Annotated in this window: 14 protein-coding genes; 4 read left to right on the top strand and 10 right to left on the bottom strand. The window is 71.0% G+C overall.

The genetic code is table 11. The annotated features are described in order from the left end of the window. Positions 1 to 2: 2 nt before the first annotated feature. The 3 genes from soxZ (at position 3) to AAG801_RS20630 (ending at position 1,502) form a co-directional block, all read left to right on the top strand. Positions 3 to 323 carry a thiosulfate oxidation carrier complex protein SoxZ gene (gene soxZ / locus AAG801_RS20640; RefSeq protein WP_341890042.1) on the top strand — a complete coding sequence of 107 codons (321 nt, stop codon included), beginning with the start codon at positions 3 to 5 and terminating at the stop codon, positions 321 to 323. 83 nt (positions 324 to 406) lie between these two features. After that, on the top strand, positions 407 to 1,078 hold the full coding sequence (gene soxA, locus AAG801_RS20635; RefSeq protein WP_341890041.1) for a sulfur oxidation c-type cytochrome SoxA: 672 nt from the start codon (positions 407 to 409) through the stop codon (positions 1,076 to 1,078). Positions 1,079 to 1,187: 109 nt separating this feature from the next. Further along, a complete protein-coding gene (locus tag AAG801_RS20630) occupies positions 1,188 to 1,502 on the top strand; it encodes a high-potential iron-sulfur protein (RefSeq protein ID WP_341890040.1) in 315 nt (104 codons plus the stop codon). A gap of 22 nt (positions 1,503 to 1,524) precedes the next feature. On the opposite strand, the gene AAG801_RS20625 is transcribed toward AAG801_RS20630, so the two are convergent. From AAG801_RS20625 to AAG801_RS20615, 3 genes are all read right to left on the bottom strand, one after another. Then, complete coding sequence (locus AAG801_RS20625) at positions 1,525 to 2,742, bottom strand: 6-phosphofructokinase (protein ID WP_341890039.1); 1,218 nt, start codon at positions 2,740 to 2,742, stop codon at positions 1,525 to 1,527. A 63-nt stretch (positions 2,743 to 2,805) separates the two neighbouring features. Then, positions 2,806 to 3,045, bottom strand: coding sequence for a hypothetical protein (locus tag AAG801_RS20620; protein ID WP_341890038.1), 240 nt, complete (start codon positions 3,043 to 3,045; stop codon positions 2,806 to 2,808). Positions 3,046 to 3,181: 136 nt separating this feature from the next. Further along, positions 3,182 to 4,792 (bottom strand): clostripain-related cysteine peptidase, encoded by a 1,611-nt coding sequence (locus AAG801_RS20615; RefSeq protein WP_341890037.1) that lies wholly within the window; start codon positions 4,790 to 4,792, stop codon positions 3,182 to 3,184. A gap of 147 nt (positions 4,793 to 4,939) precedes the next feature. On the opposite strand from AAG801_RS20615, the gene AAG801_RS20610 reads away from it, so the two are divergent. Beyond that, a complete protein-coding gene (locus AAG801_RS20610; RefSeq protein ID WP_341890036.1) occupies positions 4,940 to 7,189 on the top strand; it encodes a tetratricopeptide repeat protein in 2,250 nt (749 codons plus the stop codon). Between the two features lie 23 nt (positions 7,190 to 7,212). Here the strand turns inward: AAG801_RS20610 and AAG801_RS20605 are convergent, their stop codons facing one another. From AAG801_RS20605 to senA, 7 genes are all read right to left on the bottom strand, one after another. Beyond that, a complete protein-coding gene (locus AAG801_RS20605; protein WP_341890035.1) occupies positions 7,213 to 8,952 on the bottom strand; it encodes a diguanylate cyclase in 1,740 nt (579 codons plus the stop codon). After that, positions 8,949 to 10,388, bottom strand: a complete 1,440-nt coding sequence (locus tag AAG801_RS20600; protein WP_341890034.1) for an oxygenase MpaB family protein — start codon at positions 10,386 to 10,388, stop codon at positions 8,949 to 8,951. The genes AAG801_RS20605 and AAG801_RS20600 overlap by 4 nt, the downstream gene beginning before the upstream one ends. 116 nt (positions 10,389 to 10,504) lie before the next feature. Next, positions 10,505 to 11,335 carry a phosphonate ABC transporter, permease protein PhnE gene (phnE, locus tag AAG801_RS20595; protein ID WP_341890033.1) on the bottom strand — a complete coding sequence of 277 codons (831 nt, stop codon included), beginning with the start codon at positions 11,333 to 11,335 and terminating at the stop codon, positions 10,505 to 10,507. A gap of 4 nt (positions 11,336 to 11,339) precedes the next feature. Further along, positions 11,340 to 12,179, bottom strand: a complete 840-nt coding sequence (locus AAG801_RS20590; RefSeq protein WP_341890032.1) for an ABC transporter permease — start codon at positions 12,177 to 12,179, stop codon at positions 11,340 to 11,342. 19 nt (positions 12,180 to 12,198) lie between these two features. Then, positions 12,199 to 13,032: an ATP-binding cassette domain-containing protein gene (locus tag AAG801_RS20585; protein WP_341890031.1), complete on the bottom strand. Its 834-nt coding sequence runs from the start codon at positions 13,030 to 13,032 to the stop codon at positions 12,199 to 12,201. 10 nt (positions 13,033 to 13,042) lie between these two features. Then, entirely contained in the window at positions 13,043 to 13,906 is an 864-nt protein-coding gene (locus tag AAG801_RS20580) for a putative selenate ABC transporter substrate-binding protein (RefSeq protein ID WP_341890030.1), read from the bottom strand. 67 nt (positions 13,907 to 13,973) lie between these two features. Then, a partial coding sequence (senA, locus tag AAG801_RS20575; RefSeq protein WP_341890029.1) for a selenoneine synthase SenA occupies positions 13,974 to 15,162 on the bottom strand: 1,189 nt, incomplete at its 5' end.

Raw genomic sequence — 15,162 nt, 5'->3', positions numbered from 1 at the left:
CGATGGCCCGCGCCTTCATCAACCTGCCCGCCAGCATCCGCCGCGGCGAGGTGATAGAGATCCGCACGCTGATCAACCACCCGATGGAGACCGGCTACAGGCGCGACAGCGGCGGCGAGCTGATGCCGCGCGACATCATCCGCCGATTCACCTGCCGCTACGACGGCGAGGTGGTCTTCAGCGCCGAACTGCACGCGGCGATCGCGGCCAACCCCTACATCGCCTTCCACACCGTTGCGGTGGCCAGCGGCCTGCTCAGCTTCACCTGGGAAGGCGACAACGGCTTCTCGCAGACCGAGAGCCGGGCGATCACCGTCACATGAAGCGGCGGCTGGCGGCTGTCTGTGTGGCGGTGCTGACGGCGTGCGCCGCGCCGCCGGACATGCGCCGCTCCGGCTTCGACGACATGACTCCCGCCACCCAGAGGCTGCAGCGCGACGATACGCAGAACCCGGGCATGCTGTGGGTGCTGGAGGGCGAGGCGCTGTGGTCTCGCGCTGCGGGCACGAGCGCCAAGGCCTGTGCCGACTGCCATGGTGATGCCACTCGAACGATGCGCGGCGTGGCGGTGCGCCATCCACGCTTCGACGCGGCGCTGGGCCGGCCAGTCGAGCTCGGCGAGCGCATCGCGCAGTGCCGCGTGCGCCAGGGTGCTGCGCCCCCTGCACCGGAGAGCGCGGAGCGCCTCGCGCTGCAGGCCTACGTGGCGCACCAGTCGCGCGGCCTGCCGATCGCGCCGGACGACGATCCGCGCCTCGCGCCGTTCCGCGAGCGCGGCCGGCAGTTTTACGAACAACGCCTGGGCGCGCTGAACCTCGCCTGCACCCAATGCCACGACACGCTCGCCGGCGGCCGCCTCGGCGGCAGCGTGATCCCGCAGGGCCACCCGACCGGCTACCCGATCTATCGCCTCGAATGGCAGGGCCTGGGCTCGCTGCAGCGCCGGCTGCGCGGCTGCCTCAGCGGCGTGCGTGCCGAGCCCTTCGCGCCCGGGGCGGTCGAATGGGTCGAGCTGGAACTGTTCCTGATGCAGCGAGCGCGTGGCATGCTGCTGGAGAGCCCCGCGGTGCGGCCGTGACATCCTGTCACAAAGATGTCCGGGCAATCCACTCAACGACTGTGCCGCTGCGACGGCGATCCGGGCGAATGCGTCAGCATGCGCCCTCCTCAATGCTTCGGAGCGTTCCATGAGCAGTACGCGTCGCTCTTTCATGATGCAGGTGGCCGGAACGGGCGCGGCCTGGGTGGGCATCCAGGGCGCTGCGCACGCCGCGCCGCCCGTCGACGAAGCCGACCCGCAGGCCAAGTCGCTCGGCTACCGCAAGGACACCACCAAGGTCGACGACAAGCAGTACCCGAAGCATGCCGCCGCGCAGAAGTGCGGCACCTGCCAGCTCTACCAGGGCAAGCCGGGCGATGCCGCCGGCGCCTGCGGCATCTTCGCCGGCAAGGACGTATCGGCCAGCGGCTGGTGCAGCGCCTGGATGAAGAAGGCCGGCTGAGCTGCCCCCAGCGCGACGGCGTTCAGCCGCGCTTGAGCACCTTCGCCACCGGGTTGGTGCGCAGCCGGAACGCGTCCGGCATGCCCGAGCCGAGCAGCGGGCGCAGGTAGAGGCGGAAAGCGTCGGTCACGTCGGTGCCGCTGTCGCTGATGAAGGCATCGTCCATCGTGCGCGTCTTGCCGGCCACCGACTCCAGCGGCACCAGTTCGTAGTCCACCGAATAGAAGCCGGTGCGCTTGATCGCCACCGAGCCGTCGCGCTGGCCCCACATCGCGTACTGCACCGCCTTCTCGCCGACCTCGCGCGCCTCGCGCTGGTCGACGTCGCTGACGCAGCCGATGAAGCTGCGCTGCACGTAGCCGAAGGTGTCGCCGCGCACGCGCTTGATCTTCAGCTTGCTCTTGATCTCCTCGCACAGCAGGTCGGCCAGCGCACCGGTGCCGGAGAGCTGCACGTTGCCGTGGGCGTCGTGCTCGAGATCCTTGGCGAGCTTGGCGGCGATCGGCGCGCCGCTCTCGTCATGGATGCCTTCGGACACTGCGATCACGCAGCGCCCGTAGCGCTCGTAGACCGCCTTCACGTCGGCGAGGAATCTGTCGAGCACGAAGGTGCGCTCGGGCACATAGATCAGGTGCGGCCCGTCGTCCGGGAACTTCTTGCCCAGCGCCGACGCGGCGGTCAGGAAGCCGGCGTGACGGCCCATCACCACCGCGAGGTAGACGCCGGGCAGCGCGGCGTTGTCGAGGTTGGCGCCGGCGAAGGCCTGGGCAACGAAGCGCGCCGCAGACGGGAATCCGGGCGTGTGGTCGTTGCCCACGAGGTCGTTGTCGATCGTCTTCGGGATGTGGATCGAACGCAGCGGGTAGCCCGCCTTGCGCGCCTCCTCGCTGACGATGCGCACGGTGTCCGACGAGTCGTTGCCGCCGATGTAGAAGAAGTGCTCGATCTCGTGCGCCTGCAGGACCTTGAAGATCTCCTGGCAGTACTTCAGGTCGGGCTTGTCGCGCGTGGAGCCCAGCGCTGAGGACGGCGTGTTGGCCACCTGCTCGAGGTTGTGGCTGGTCTCCTGGGTCAGGTCGACGAAGTCCTCGTCGACGATGCCGCGCACGCCGTGGCGGGCGCCGTAGATCCTGCGCACCTCGCCAAATCGCCGCGCCTCGAGCGCCACGCCGACCAGTGACTGGTTGATCACGGCGGTCGGGCCGCCGCCCTGGGCGACGAGGATCTTTCCTGATTTCATTCGGGGCCTCCAGATGACGGCGGGATGGTACGCCCGCCGCCAGCCAGAAGCCTCGCTCCCCGGTCAGGCTGCCAGCCGCATCGGCTCGTGCCGGGCGCACTCGTAGGCTTGCAGTTCCTCGAGGGCGCGGCGGATGTCGGATTCGTCGCCGTCGATGACGGCGCGGTCCGCGCGGCGCAGCGAGGCCTCGATGAGCGCGGAGGCGAAGGCCCCGGTCGAGCCGATCGCCACATACTTGCGAACCAGCTCGCGGCAGCGGGCCTGTTCGGCGGGAAGGCGGTAAAGCAACTGCGTGTTCATCATGGTGGTGCTCCTGGATCGTTCGACGAGGACGACGGGTGTCGTGTCGTCCTGGTCTTCATTTCAGTCCAGGGCCTGTCCCATTGCGACGCCGGCTGCGCGTGATTTCCTCCCGACCGGCAGACGATGGCGCGACGATTCAGCTCGCCGAGGTCGTACCGGGCTTGCCGGGCGGGTAGCCGCCGGTCGTGCCGGGCGGCTTGTCGTTGCCGCGCGGCGGGTTCGCCTTGGGGTCGAACTTGGCGTTGAACACCGGGAACTCGGGAATCGCCGCCGGCAGCAGGCGCACCCACTGCTGGCTGTCCTTGTGGTACTCGATGATGAAGTCGACCCAGTCCGTGACCTTGACGAAGTCGATGATGTGCGGCTGCACCAGCGGCAGCGTCGGATCGGGGTTGACGTCGAGGTAGAACGGCGAACGCCAGTCCCACAGCCCGCGCAGCAGCGGGTCGGGCAGGAAGATGTTCATCGCCAGGTAGGGCGAACTGAAGTTCCAGGTGATGGTCGTGCCGGCGGCCACCCAGGGCTGGTCGGTCGAGCCGTAGGCCTTGATGCCCTGCAGCGCGTCCTTCAGCGCCCGTGCCGCCGGGTGCACGGGGTGAGGACGGAAGTCGAAGCCGAGCAGCGCGTTGGCAAAGCTGAACAGGTCGGTGAGCTGGTCCGGCGCCTCGAGGCGGAAACTCGAGTCGGTGTCGAACTGCTGGGCCAGCACGATCGCGCTGCGGATACGCTGCACCACCGTCTGCCGTGCCAGCGGCGTGGCCGCTCCGCGCAGCGCGGCGAGCAGTGCGTCGGCCAGGTCGTCGACACACTCGGCGATCGCGTGCATGCGCGCGAGGCGCACCACGCAACCCAGCGTCGGGTGGTTGCCCTTGGTCTCGAGGATCTGGCGGTTCGCCTCGGCAAACCAGTGCGCCAGGTCCTGCGCGCTGGCCGCCCCCTGCTGCGCCAGCTTGGCGAACACGCCGGGATAGCCCTCGCCGGCGGTGAAGAAGTTGTAGTTCGGGTAGCCGGTGGCGTAGTCGGCATACGGCGCCACGGTGTGCAGCACCTCGACGGCCATGTTGAAGCAGTTGTCGAAGTGGATGACCGACAGCTTGGGCACGCCGGCATCCAGCGCAGCCTTCAGCGCGGCGCCCAGGCCCCAGGTCGACAAGGGCATGTGGTTGACCGGTAGCAGGGGCGATCCGGCCGGCAACAGCGGCGAACCCGCCGGCAACAGCGGTGAGCCGGCCGGGAGAAGCGGCGAACCTGCCGGCAGGATGGGTGCTCCCGCGTCGGCGCTGATGCGCCATTCGAAGCTGCCGTTGCGCGTCAGCGTGCGCGCGCTGAGCTGGCGGCGGTCGATCTCCGGCAGGTAGCCGGCGCCGTGACCTTCGAGCGCCAGCACGATGGCCGAGCTCGGCCGCGACTGGTGAGCGTGGTGCAGGAAGCCGGCCAGGTTGTTCGGCGACGCCATGTCCTGCTTCCAGCGTGAGGTGACCTTGACGCTGGCCGGCTTGCCGCCTTCGATCTCCACCAGGTAGGTGTCGTCCTTCGCCAGGTCGATCAGCGCGGCGACGTGAATGCCCTGGTCCGCGACCTTCAGCAAGCCCTGGTACAGCGGGTGCTGCGCCAGGTCGCGCGAGCTGCCCTCCGGATAGGTCGACAGCGTCTCGTCGCTGCCGAAGGGGGCGTAGACGGCGAACAGCACGCTGTCCGTCCGCACACCGTCGCCGGACTTCTCCGGCTGGAGTCGGGGCAGGCTCATGGTCACTCCTCGTTCTTGTGGATGTCCGCGCGCGGCGTGGTGGGCACGGTAGTGCGACGGTACGCCCGCCGCCATCCCATTCACAAGCATTCGTCCTTCGGTGGGATGGCCATCCATCAGACGATCGTGAGACGATTACTTTTGCCCATGGAAACATCTGCTGACAATTCGATCGCAGCCCGCAGCCGCCAGCCATCCGCCCCGGTGGCGGAGTCGGTGGTCGAGAGCCTGCTCGCTGCGCACAAGGCGGGCACGCTCGACGAGTGGCTGCGCCAGCATCGGCGGCTGGGGCGATGGCTGGCGCGACACTGGCTGCGCCCGGTGCACGGCGTGGCGGCCGAGACGCTGGACACCGCCCACCCGGCGGGTGCGGTGGCGCTGCTGATGCGCTGGGCGATCGGCCAGCTGCGTCCCGACCATGGCGTACTGGGCGAGCCCATCCCGCGCGACGCCTGGCTGGACCGCACCAGCTGGCGCCCGGTGCTGGCACTGGCCTGCCAGTTCGGATTCCTGCCCGTGCCGCCGTTCCGCGATCGCTACCGCGGGCACGCCGACGAGGCCGCCGCCAGCCAGCTGTGCGGGCTGTGGTCGGTGGGCACGAGCACGTACTACCGCTACCTCGACAAGGGCAAGCGCGCGCTGGCGCAACTGCTGCGCGACGTGCCGGCGTCCGCGGCGAGGCGGCTTGCACTGCGCCACGAAGCCGCCGAACACGCCTGGCGGCAGACCGGCCTGGCCGCCGGAGCCGAGCGCCAGGCCTGGCATGCCCGCCACGCGAGCTCGGCGCTGCTCGGCGGTGACAGCGCCTCGGCGCTGTGGCACCTGGCCCATGCCGGCGACACCGACGCCTTCATCCGTGCGCTGCAGCGCCACAGCGTCGAACTCGCCAACGAGGACGAGACCGACCCGCTGATGGAACAGGTGGCGGCCGCGACCGACGCGCCGCGCGAGCGTTTCGACCTGCTGCTCGCCGAGGCCGGCCTGTGGCGCATGCGCGGCGACGCGGCGCGCGAGCAGGCCAGCTTCGAGCAGGCACTGCGCATCGCCGCCGATGCCGACGATGCGCTGATGCTCGGCATCGTCTACGGCGCGCTGGGCAAGTTCCACGAGCCGCGCGACCTCGACCGAGCCTTTGCCTACTACCAGGACAGCGCCGAGTGCCTGCGCCGCTCGGGCCTGGCCGACGACCGCAGCGCGGCGGTCGAAGCGATCGAGGAGTACGTCGCCACGCTGGTGCGCCTGGCCTGGCTGCTGGTGCTGCGCAACGACCCGCGCGCCAAGGCTGTGCTCGAGCGCGGGCAGGCGCTGTGCACGCGGCACACGCTGCCGCCGGCCACGGTGGCGATGCTCGAGCAGACCTGGGGCGAGTGCCTGCGCCGCGCCGGCGAGCTGCCGCGTGCGCTCGAGCACAAGCACCGCGCCTTGTTGCTGTACGAGCGCATCGACGACCGCCAGGCCATCCTGAAGACCTGCGGCAACCTCAGCCTGATCTACGGCGAGGCCAAGGACTTCGCCAAGGCGCGCGAATACGCGCGTCGTGTGCTCGCGCTGGCCGAGACGATGACGGTGGAGCCGGAGATCATCGCCAGCACGCACATGAACCTGGGCGTGGCCTGCTTCTGGCAGGCCGACTACGCGCAGGCGCAGCAGGAGTACCAGCGGGCGCTGGACATCGCGATGCGCCACCGACTGCACCGCGTCGCTGGCCTGGCGCACTACAACCTCGCCGAGGTGGCCTACCTGCAGTTCAAGCAGTCGGGCGATGCGCTGGACGAGTCGCGCGGCGACATGCACGCCGCGGCCGCCGTCGCCATCTGGCCGCACGAGAGCGACCCGACCCACACCGAGGCGACGAAGCGCCTGAAGCGCGAGATCCTCGGCCCCGGCGACGAGCGCGCGCGCGACCGCATGCTGCCGTCCGAGGCGGCGGCGCACTACGCCGAGATCAGCGAAGTGCAGCGCCAGCGCGAGCTGCTCGCGCTGCCCGGCGCACCGCAGGAGCATGTGCGAGCGCACCTGGTGATCGCGCGCGCCTACCTGTCCATCGCGATGAAGGAGCGCGAAGCGGCGCTGGCGCTGATCGGCCGCCACGCGCTGACCGACTCCTTCGCCGACGAGATCGACGCCTTGCGCGCCACCTTCTCGCGCGAGCTGACGCGCGAGCAGAAGCTGGCCGCACAGTGGCGCGAGGTCACTGCCGACCTGATCAGCACGCAACGCTGCAACGCCCTGCTCGACCAGCTGATCCGCGCCGGCTCGGTCAACAAGAGCGGCTATGCGGAGCTGTGCGCACTCAGCCCGGCCACCGCCTCCAAGCATCTGGTCACGCTGGCCGAGCGCGGCCTGCTGGTGCAGACGGGCAAGGGCCCGGCGACGCGCTACACGCTGCCGGCCTGATCGGGCTGCCGAGGCCTGCCGGGTCAGGCCGCCGTGGGCTGCGCACGGCGCACGCAGCCCTTGCCGCCCTGCTTGCCGGCGTACATCGCTGCATCGGCCTGGCGCAGCAGGCTGACCGGGTCGTCGCCGTCCAGCGGCACCAGCACGTAGCCGATCGTCAGGCCGACGACGCACTCGCGCCCGCTGGACAGCGCGAACGGCGTGCTGAAGGCGTCGATCAGCTTGAGCCCGAGCTCGCGCGCCTGCCGCTCGTCGGCCAGGCCGCCGGCGGTGACGACGAACTCGTCGCCGCCGAGCCGCGCGACGGTGTCGCTCGAGCGCAGCTGCGCAGCCAGGCGCTTGCCGACCGCGATCAGCAGTTCGTCGCCGAGATCGTGGCCGTGGCGGTCGTTGACCTGCTTGAAGCCGTCGAGGTCGATCATGTAGACGGCCAGCAGCCGGTCCGCCGTGGTCGCGGCCATCTCGGTGGCCAGCCGGGCATCCAGCCCGCGCCGGTTGGGCAGCCCGGTCAGCGGATCGGTGTGGGCCATAGAGACGAAGGTGTCGCGCTCGCGCACCGCACTGCGCGCCTCGGCGTGGATCGCGCGCATGCGCAGGCCGAGCACGCGCATGAACAGCACCATGTCCAGCGTGGCGCCGGCCTGGAATGCGTGCAGCGTCCACAGCGTGGCGTCGATGTAGCCGCGGATCACGCCGACCATCACCGCGGTGGTGATGAAGTAGCCCAGCCACGCGGCGAGGAAGTACCAGCCGATCGGGTCACCGCGGCGCGCCAGCCGCACCGCGCCGGGCATGCCCATCAGCGCGGGCAGCAGGCCGAGCGTGCCGATCACGCGGCTGACCGTGTGGATGTGGATCAGGTCCAGTGCGTACAGCAGCGCAATGGCGCCAAGCGCAGCAGCGCCGGCATGCATCACGCGGCTGAAGTAGCGGCTCATGCCCGGCCCGCGCAGCACCTCCTCGACGAACAGGAAGGTCGAACCGGCGGCAAGCAGCGCCATCAGCGCTGCGCCGTGAAGCTCGAACCAGAGCTGGCCGCGCCACAGGTACATGCCGCCGATGCCGAACTGCACCACCGAGAACATCAGGCTGCCGGTGGTCAGCAGCGCGTACTTGAGGAACAGCGGCTCGCGCGTGCTGACCCACTGCACCAGGCTGTAGATCACCAGGCACAGGCCGAGGCCGGCGAGCAGGCCCTGCAGGATGTGCTCGTCCAGCGCCTCGGTATGGAAGACCTGCGGGCGCATCACCGTGATCGGCAGGATCATCGCGCCCTGCGTCTCGACGCGCAGGTACAGCTCGTAGTCGACGTCGGGCTTGAGCTCCAGCGGCAGCGCATGCGTGCGGCTGGGCACCGCGCGCTTCTCGAACGGCTGCAGGTTGCCCAGCCTTGCGCTCTGCACCACGCTGCCCTCGCGCACCAGGTAGGCATCGATGCGGTTGAGCGGTGCGTAGTCGATGTCGAGCATCCAGTTCGGGCCGCCGCGGCCGTTCCACTGGATCGGGATGCGCAGCCACACCGGCTCCTTGCGCAGCCCGAGCGTCGCGTAGGCCGAGCGCGGCGCCTCGAAGCGGTCCGCCTGCGCCAACACGGCGGCAATGTCGAGCTCGCCCGACTCGTCGGGCAGGATGGTGACCGCGGGCCAGGCCTCGACGCGCGGCGAGCTGCCGTCGATCTGCAGCACCGGCGGCGCAGCGCGCGCCGACAGGCCGAACGCCACCAGCAGCGCGAGCAACCACCAGCGCACGACGCCGCCGTTCATGAGCGTGCCGTTCCGGACCACGGCCCGGCCACGGTGAAGCGGTCTTCGAGCTTGTTCAGCCAGTTGCCCGCACGGCGGTCATCGCCCCAGCCGCGCATCATCGTGTGGGCCTGCTCGAGCACGCCCTGCGGCAGCTTCAGCGGCCGCGTCTGGTCCATCAGCAGCTGCGTCAGCAGGTGGTAGCCGAGCACGCGGGTGACCAGCCGGGCAAGCGAGAAGTCGCTGGAGAACAGCCGGCCGATGGCGTCGATCACACCGATCACACCCATCATGAGGGCAAAGGCCAGCCGCGACGCCCACGGCACCGGGCCGTCGATCGCCAGGTCGGCCGATGCCGCCGGGCCGAGCAGGCGGCGCGACAGCAGCAGCGGGAAGGGCTTGGCGATGCGCCAGGGAATCACGCCGGCGAGGGTGCGGAACAGCGCGTCGGCGAGGCCGGGCCGCGGGTCGGGCGGCACCAGCTCGGCACGGCCGCGCCGCTGCATGCGCTCGAACAGCGCTTCGGCCTCGTCCATCGTGGAGGCCATCAGCTCGCGACGGATGCCCGCCAGGTGGCCGACGACGTTCCACGCATGCAGCACCGCGTCTTCGTCAGCCCGATCGAAGCGCAGACCCAGCGTGCGCATGCCGCGCAGGTAGACGTAGCCGAAGGTCAGCAGCGTGTAGGCCTGCTCTTCCTGGTTGCAGGGCAGGCCGCGCGCCAGATCCCAGCCGTGGGCGAACAGCGCGTGGTGCATCGAACGGGCGCCATCCTTCGCCGCCTTCAGTGCGGGCAGCAGCCCGACGGCGCGCTCGGCTCCGCCGGCCAGGGCGACCGCCTCCTGCGGGCTGTTGCGCAGCACCAGATTGCGCACCATCGCGTGGATCAGCCGCACCTTGAGCACCTGCGCGACGCCACCGCCGGCCGGGTCGGTCAGGCCGCCCTTCATCATCACCGGGAAGACCATCGCCGCAGTGCTGCGGATGCGGTAGTCGGTGCGCTGCTCGAGCTGCCCGGTGGTGTGCAGCACCTCGGCCAGGTCGGGCACCACGTAGCACTCGGGCAGGCTGGCGCAGAACAGCAGCGTGCACGACAGCACACCCTGGTCGAAGAAGATCTCCTCGGCGCGGGCGATCTTCGCCGGCTCGGCCCACTCGGGCAGCGCACGGGCCGCGCTGACGTAGTCGCGCAGCGCATCGGCGATCGGCTGCGGCACCGTCGGCAGCCGGGTGTGCCAGCCCTCGAGGCCGGCGTTGTCCTGCCAGGTCGAGATCACCGCGTTGACCACCGCGATGCGTTGCCACTGCGGCGCGTAGGCGGACTCGATGTCGGCGAGGCTGGCGCCGGCAGCAGGTTCCGCCCAGGGGCCGAGGATGTCGGCGATGGTCTGGTCGGCCAGCGGATCGGTCTGGAACTGGGAGCGTTGCAGCTCCTCGTCGGGTACGGCGTGCGTCATCGGCATCACTTCTTTGTAGGCCCCGTCCTCGGCTCGGTCGCGGGGACCGCGCACGGTAGCGGAAGGCAGGCCCTGCACGCAAGGGTCATCCATCACGGCGCGCCGCTGCGCGCGCCTCAACGTGTCATCAGCCGCCTTGCGCCGTAGCTGGCGGCGTCGACCAGCGCCACCAGCACCAGCATCGCGCCGAGGATGCTCGCCGTCCTGCCCATGTGGAACAGGCCCATGTGGAAGGCGAGCAGCTGACCCAGGCCCCCGGCCCCGACCACGCCGAGCACGGCGGCGGCGCGGATGTTGTTCTCCCAGCGGTACAGCGTGTAGCTCAGCAGTTGCGGCAGCACCTGCGGCAGCGTGGCATGCAGGAACACCCGGCCCTCGCCCACGCCCTGCACACGAAGCGCTGCCGCCGGGCCGGGCGGCGCGTTCTCGACCGCCTCGGCGAACAGCCGGCCGAGCACACCGGTGGTGTGCAGCGCCAGCGCCAGCGTGCCGGCGAACGGCCCGAGGCCGGCGGCGATCAGCATCAGCGCCGCCCACACCAGCTCGGGCACCGAACGCAGCGCGTTGAGCAGCAGCCGCGTCGGGGCGCGCGCCCAGGCGGTGTGATCGGCGTGCAGGCGACTGGCCGGCAGAGCCAGCGCCAGACCGCCGATCGCTGCGAGCAGCGTGCCCAGCGCCGACATCGCCAGCGTCTCCCAACCGGCGACCAGCAGCTTGCGCAGGAAGGCCGGCGAGGTGTCGGGCGGGAAGAACTCGCCGAGGAAGCGGCCCATGCTGCGCAGCGCATCGAGCGACAGGAACTGCGCCCACTGCAGGTCGAGCGACCAGAAGCTGGCGACGATGAGCACGATCACGCCCAGTGTCATCCAGCAGGCCTTGCAGCGTGCGTCGAACAACGGCGGCGGCAGCTTGTAGGGCGGGTTGGCCGCGTGATCGCGATCGTTCATGGCCTCACCCCAGCGCGCGGCGCAGCGCGGCACTTGCGCGATCAGCCAGCGCCACCAGCGCGACGAAGACGACGAGCATGCTCAGCACCTCGCCGCCGGCGAACATCTTCATCGAGCTGTCGAGCTGCTGGCCCAGGCCGCCGGCACCGACGAAGCCGAGCACCACCGAGCTGCGGATCGCGCATTCCCAGCGGTAGACGGTGTAGCTGGTCAGCTCGGCAGCGTTCTGCGGCAGCAGGCCGAAGAAGAAGGCCTGCAACCGCGAGCTGCCGTTGCGCAGCAGGGTCTGCGCGGCATGGGTCTCGCCGCTCTCGAGGATCTCTCCGTAGACCTTGCCGAGCATGCCGCCGTAGGTCAGCGCGATGGCCAGCACGCCGGCGGTGGGCCCGAGGCCGACCACGCGCACGAAGACCAGCGCCCAGACCAGCTCGGGCACGCTGCGCAGCACGATCAGCGCCCAGCGCACCGCCTGGCGCAGCCAGAACGGCCCGCGCGCCATGGGGCCGGCCAGCGCCGAGATCGACAGCACGCGCGTGCTCAGCAGCGTCGCCGGCACGGCGACCAGCAGCGCCAGCGTCAGCCCGGCGGTGGCCATCGCCACGGTGCGCCAGGTCTCGCGCGCGACCATGCCGAGGAACTCGGCCGAATGCGCCGGCGGCAGGAAGCTGGCAAGGAACTGACCAGTGACCTGCAGGCTGCGCGCATCGAACAGCATCCAGGGCCGGAACTCGGTGGCCACCAGCAGTGGCCAGCACAGCACCAGCGCGGCGCCGCTCCAGAACACGCGGCCCCACCAGGCCGGGTCACGATCCGGTGGGCGGGGCGGGGCAGCGGCGCTGGCCATGCGCTCGGCTCACTGCTTCTCAGCGGCAGTGCATCACCACCGGCGCCGGGGCGGCGGGCGCCGGCTCCGGTGCAGGCGGCGCGCGGCCGTCGAGCTCGTCTTCATGCTGCGCGTACAGCCGTTCGAGCCGTTCGCGCGTGACCTCGGCCGCCGGCAGGTCGAACATCAGCTTGCCTTCGCGCAGCCCGACGATGCGCGGAAAGTGGGCCAGCGCCATGTCGACCTGATGCAGCGTGGCCACCAGCGTGACGCCGCGCTCGGCCGCACCCTGCACCAGCGTGGCCATGGCCTGGCGGGCGCGCGTCGGGTCGAGCGCCGACAGCGGTTCGTCGACCAGCCACAGCCGCGCCGGTGCGAGCAGCGCACGGGCCAGGCCGATACGCTGCCGCTCGCCGCCGGACAGGCGATCGACACGCTCGAACAGCTTGTCCGCGAGGTCGAAGCGCTCCAGCGCCGCGTGCGCCGCCGGGATGTCGCTCGGGTAGAACAGCGAGCGCAGGCTGGCCGCCAGGCCCATCGCCGGCAGCCGGCCGGCGAGCACCGCGGTGACGACACGCTGCCGCGGCGGCAGCGGCGGCACCTGCGGCGCGAGGAACAGGCGGCCGCGCAGGCGCTGCAGTTCGGCGCGCGGCAGCGCCCAGGGATCGACCCCGTCGAGCTGCAGCGTGCCGGCCGAGGGCCGCATTGCCAGCGCCAGCAGCTGCAGCAGGCTGGTCTTGCCGGCACCCGAGGCACCGATCACCGCCACCTGCTCGCCGGCGGCGATGTCCAGGTCCAGCGGTTGCAGCGCCGGGGCCGCATCGGGCCGGGCGGCCGGGTGGCGCGCGGCCACGCCGCGCAGCTGCAGCTTCACGGCGTGCGGCTCAGAGCAGGCCGGCGCTGCGCGCCGCGGCCTCGATGCCCTTGTAGTTGTCCGCCTTGCTCGGGATGAAGCGCGTGGCGCGCTGCAGCTCGAGGATCTCCTTGCCTTCGGCACTGTCGCGGCTCAGCGAGAGCAGCGCCTGGCTCAGCTTCTCGCGCAGCGGCACCGGCATGTCGGCGTGCACCGTCCAGTTGTAGTCGTAGTAGGGCGGCGTGGTGAAGAAGACGCGCACCTTGGTGGTGTCGACCTTCTTGTCGGCGACGAACTTCTCCCACACCGAGATGTTCAGCGCGCCGGCCTGCACCTTGCCCGAGGCGACAGCCGCGATGGTCGCGTCGTGCGCGCCGCTGTAGGCGACGCGGCGGAAATCCTTCTCCGGGTCGAGCCCGGCCTGCAGCAGGAAGCTGCGCGGCATCAGGTGGCCCGAGGTGCTGCTCTGCGAACCGAAGCTCAGGTCCTTGCCCTTCAGGTCGGCGAGCGACCGGATGGACGCCTCGCCGGTGATGAACACCGAGCGGAACTTCTCGTCCTCCTCGCGCTGCGCGATGGGGATCATCTTGCCGCCGGAGCGCGCGTTGGCCTGCACGAAGGTGAAGCCGCCGAACCAGGCCATGTCGACCTTCTTGTTGACCAGCGCCTCGACCGAGGCGGCATAGTCGGTCACCGGGGTGAACTCGACCTTCATGCCGAGCTTGCCTTCGAGGTACTTGACCAGCGGAGCGGCCTTGCGCGCCAGCTCGGTGGGCGACTCGTCGGGGATGGCCGTGACGCGGAACACCTGCTGGGCCTGCGCCACGCCGCCGAGGGCGAGCAGCGAGCAGGCGAGCAGGAGGCGGCGCAGCGGCGAGGCGATCGATCGGGTCACGGGAAGCTCCTGGTTCTGGACAAGGCCCGGACTCTAGCGTCTGGCGCGCGCCACCGTGCGCGCAGGCCTAAACCGCACAGCTGCGAAAGCCGGCCGGTACGTCGTCGCGGGCCGCCGGGAAATAGTTGCGGTAGCGCGGGTGGCGCAGGCGCGGCTGCGTCATCCACGACGCGCCGCGCAGCACCGGCCGGCCGTCGAACCAGGGCGCGGAGTAGTCGCGGTAGGGATGGGCAGTGAATCCGGGGTAGGGGCCGAAACGGCTGCTCGTCCACTCCCATACCGCGCCCCAGCGGAAGGCGTCGGGCCGCGCCATCGCGGCGCGTTCCCACTCCGCCTCGCTCGGCAGGCGACGGCCGGCCCAGCGGCACCAGGCCTCGGCCTCGTGGGCGCTGAGGTGGCAGGCCGGTTCGCTGCGGTCCAGCGCCTGCCAGCGGCCATGGCGCCACTGCAGCCAGTCGCCGCCATCGCGGCGCAGGTAGCGTGGCGCCTCGCGCGCCGCGGCCTGGCGCCATGACCAGCCCGCCGCGCTCCACAGCCGCTCGTCGGCGTGGCCGCCGGCCTCGACGAAGGGCAGGAAATCGGCCCAGCGAAGGGCCTGTGCATCGATCTCGCAGGCGCCGAGGACGATCTCGTGGGCGCCCAGTTCGTTGTCGAAGGCGAAGCCCGCGCCGGGCTCGCTGCCCAGCCGCCACGGGCCGGGCTCGAAGCGCAGCGACGCAGGCGGCTCCGGCAGCGCGGGCGGCCGCCAGCGCGGCTCGTCGATCGGAACGCCCAGCGACTGCGCCATGTACAGCGCGGCCTCGTGATGCATGTCCTCGTGCAGCAAGGCGAGGCGGAAGAAGTAGAGCGACGCGTCGTCGCCCGCGCTGTCCGCCAGCAGCCGCAGCGTCTGCTCGAGCTGCGCGGCGAGGTCGGCGCGTGTCGCGGCCGGATCGGGCAGGGGCAGCGACCAGCGCGTGTCGTGCGGCACGCGGCTGGAGTCGTACAGCGCATCGGCGTTCGATCGGCGCTGCGATGCGCGGCGCGCCGCAGGATCAGCCGCGACCCCCAGGCCGCGCTGCGGGTTGCGCGCCAGCCAGACCTCCTGGAACCAGCCGATGTGCCCCAGCTCCCACAGCGGCGGGTTCAGTTCGTCGGCTTGCGGCACCTGCAGATCGGGCAGCGCGCGCTCGTAGGCGGCAAAGGTCGACAGCGTGTCGCGGCGGCTGGCCTGCAGCGCCTCGGCCAGCCACAGCGCATCGCCGCGGCGGGCCGCA

It is taken from the genome of Variovorax sp. YR752 (genome assembly GCF_943372545.1).
This window is presented reverse-complemented; position numbering and strand designations above follow the sequence as displayed.

Excerpts from the sequence above, each read along its gene's own strand:
- phnE (WP_341890033.1), bottom strand. The coding sequence starts at position 11,335 with ATGAACGATCGCGATCACGCGGCCAACCCGCCCTACAAGCTGCCGCCG.
- AAG801_RS20610 (WP_341890036.1), top strand. The coding sequence starts at position 4,940 with ATGGAAACATCTGCTGACAATTCGATCGCAGCCCGCAGCCGCCAGCCA.
- AAG801_RS20605 (WP_341890035.1), bottom strand. The coding sequence starts at position 8,952 with ATGAACGGCGGCGTCGTGCGCTGGTGGTTGCTCGCGCTGCTGGTGGCG.
- AAG801_RS20625 (WP_341890039.1), bottom strand. The coding sequence starts at position 2,742 with ATGAAATCAGGAAAGATCCTCGTCGCCCAGGGCGGCGGCCCGACCGCC.
- AAG801_RS20590 (WP_341890032.1), bottom strand. The coding sequence starts at position 12,179 with ATGGCCAGCGCCGCTGCCCCGCCCCGCCCACCGGATCGTGACCCGGCC.
- soxZ (WP_341890042.1), top strand. The coding sequence starts at position 3 with ATGGCCCGCGCCTTCATCAACCTGCCCGCCAGCATCCGCCGCGGCGAG.
- AAG801_RS20620 (WP_341890038.1), bottom strand. The coding sequence starts at position 3,045 with ATGATGAACACGCAGTTGCTTTACCGCCTTCCCGCCGAACAGGCCCGC.
- soxA (WP_341890041.1), top strand. The coding sequence starts at position 407 with ATGACTCCCGCCACCCAGAGGCTGCAGCGCGACGATACGCAGAACCCG.
- AAG801_RS20615 (WP_341890037.1), bottom strand. The coding sequence starts at position 4,792 with ATGAGCCTGCCCCGACTCCAGCCGGAGAAGTCCGGCGACGGTGTGCGG.
- AAG801_RS20600 (WP_341890034.1), bottom strand. The coding sequence starts at position 10,388 with ATGACGCACGCCGTACCCGACGAGGAGCTGCAACGCTCCCAGTTCCAG.
- AAG801_RS20630 (WP_341890040.1), top strand. The coding sequence starts at position 1,188 with ATGAGCAGTACGCGTCGCTCTTTCATGATGCAGGTGGCCGGAACGGGC.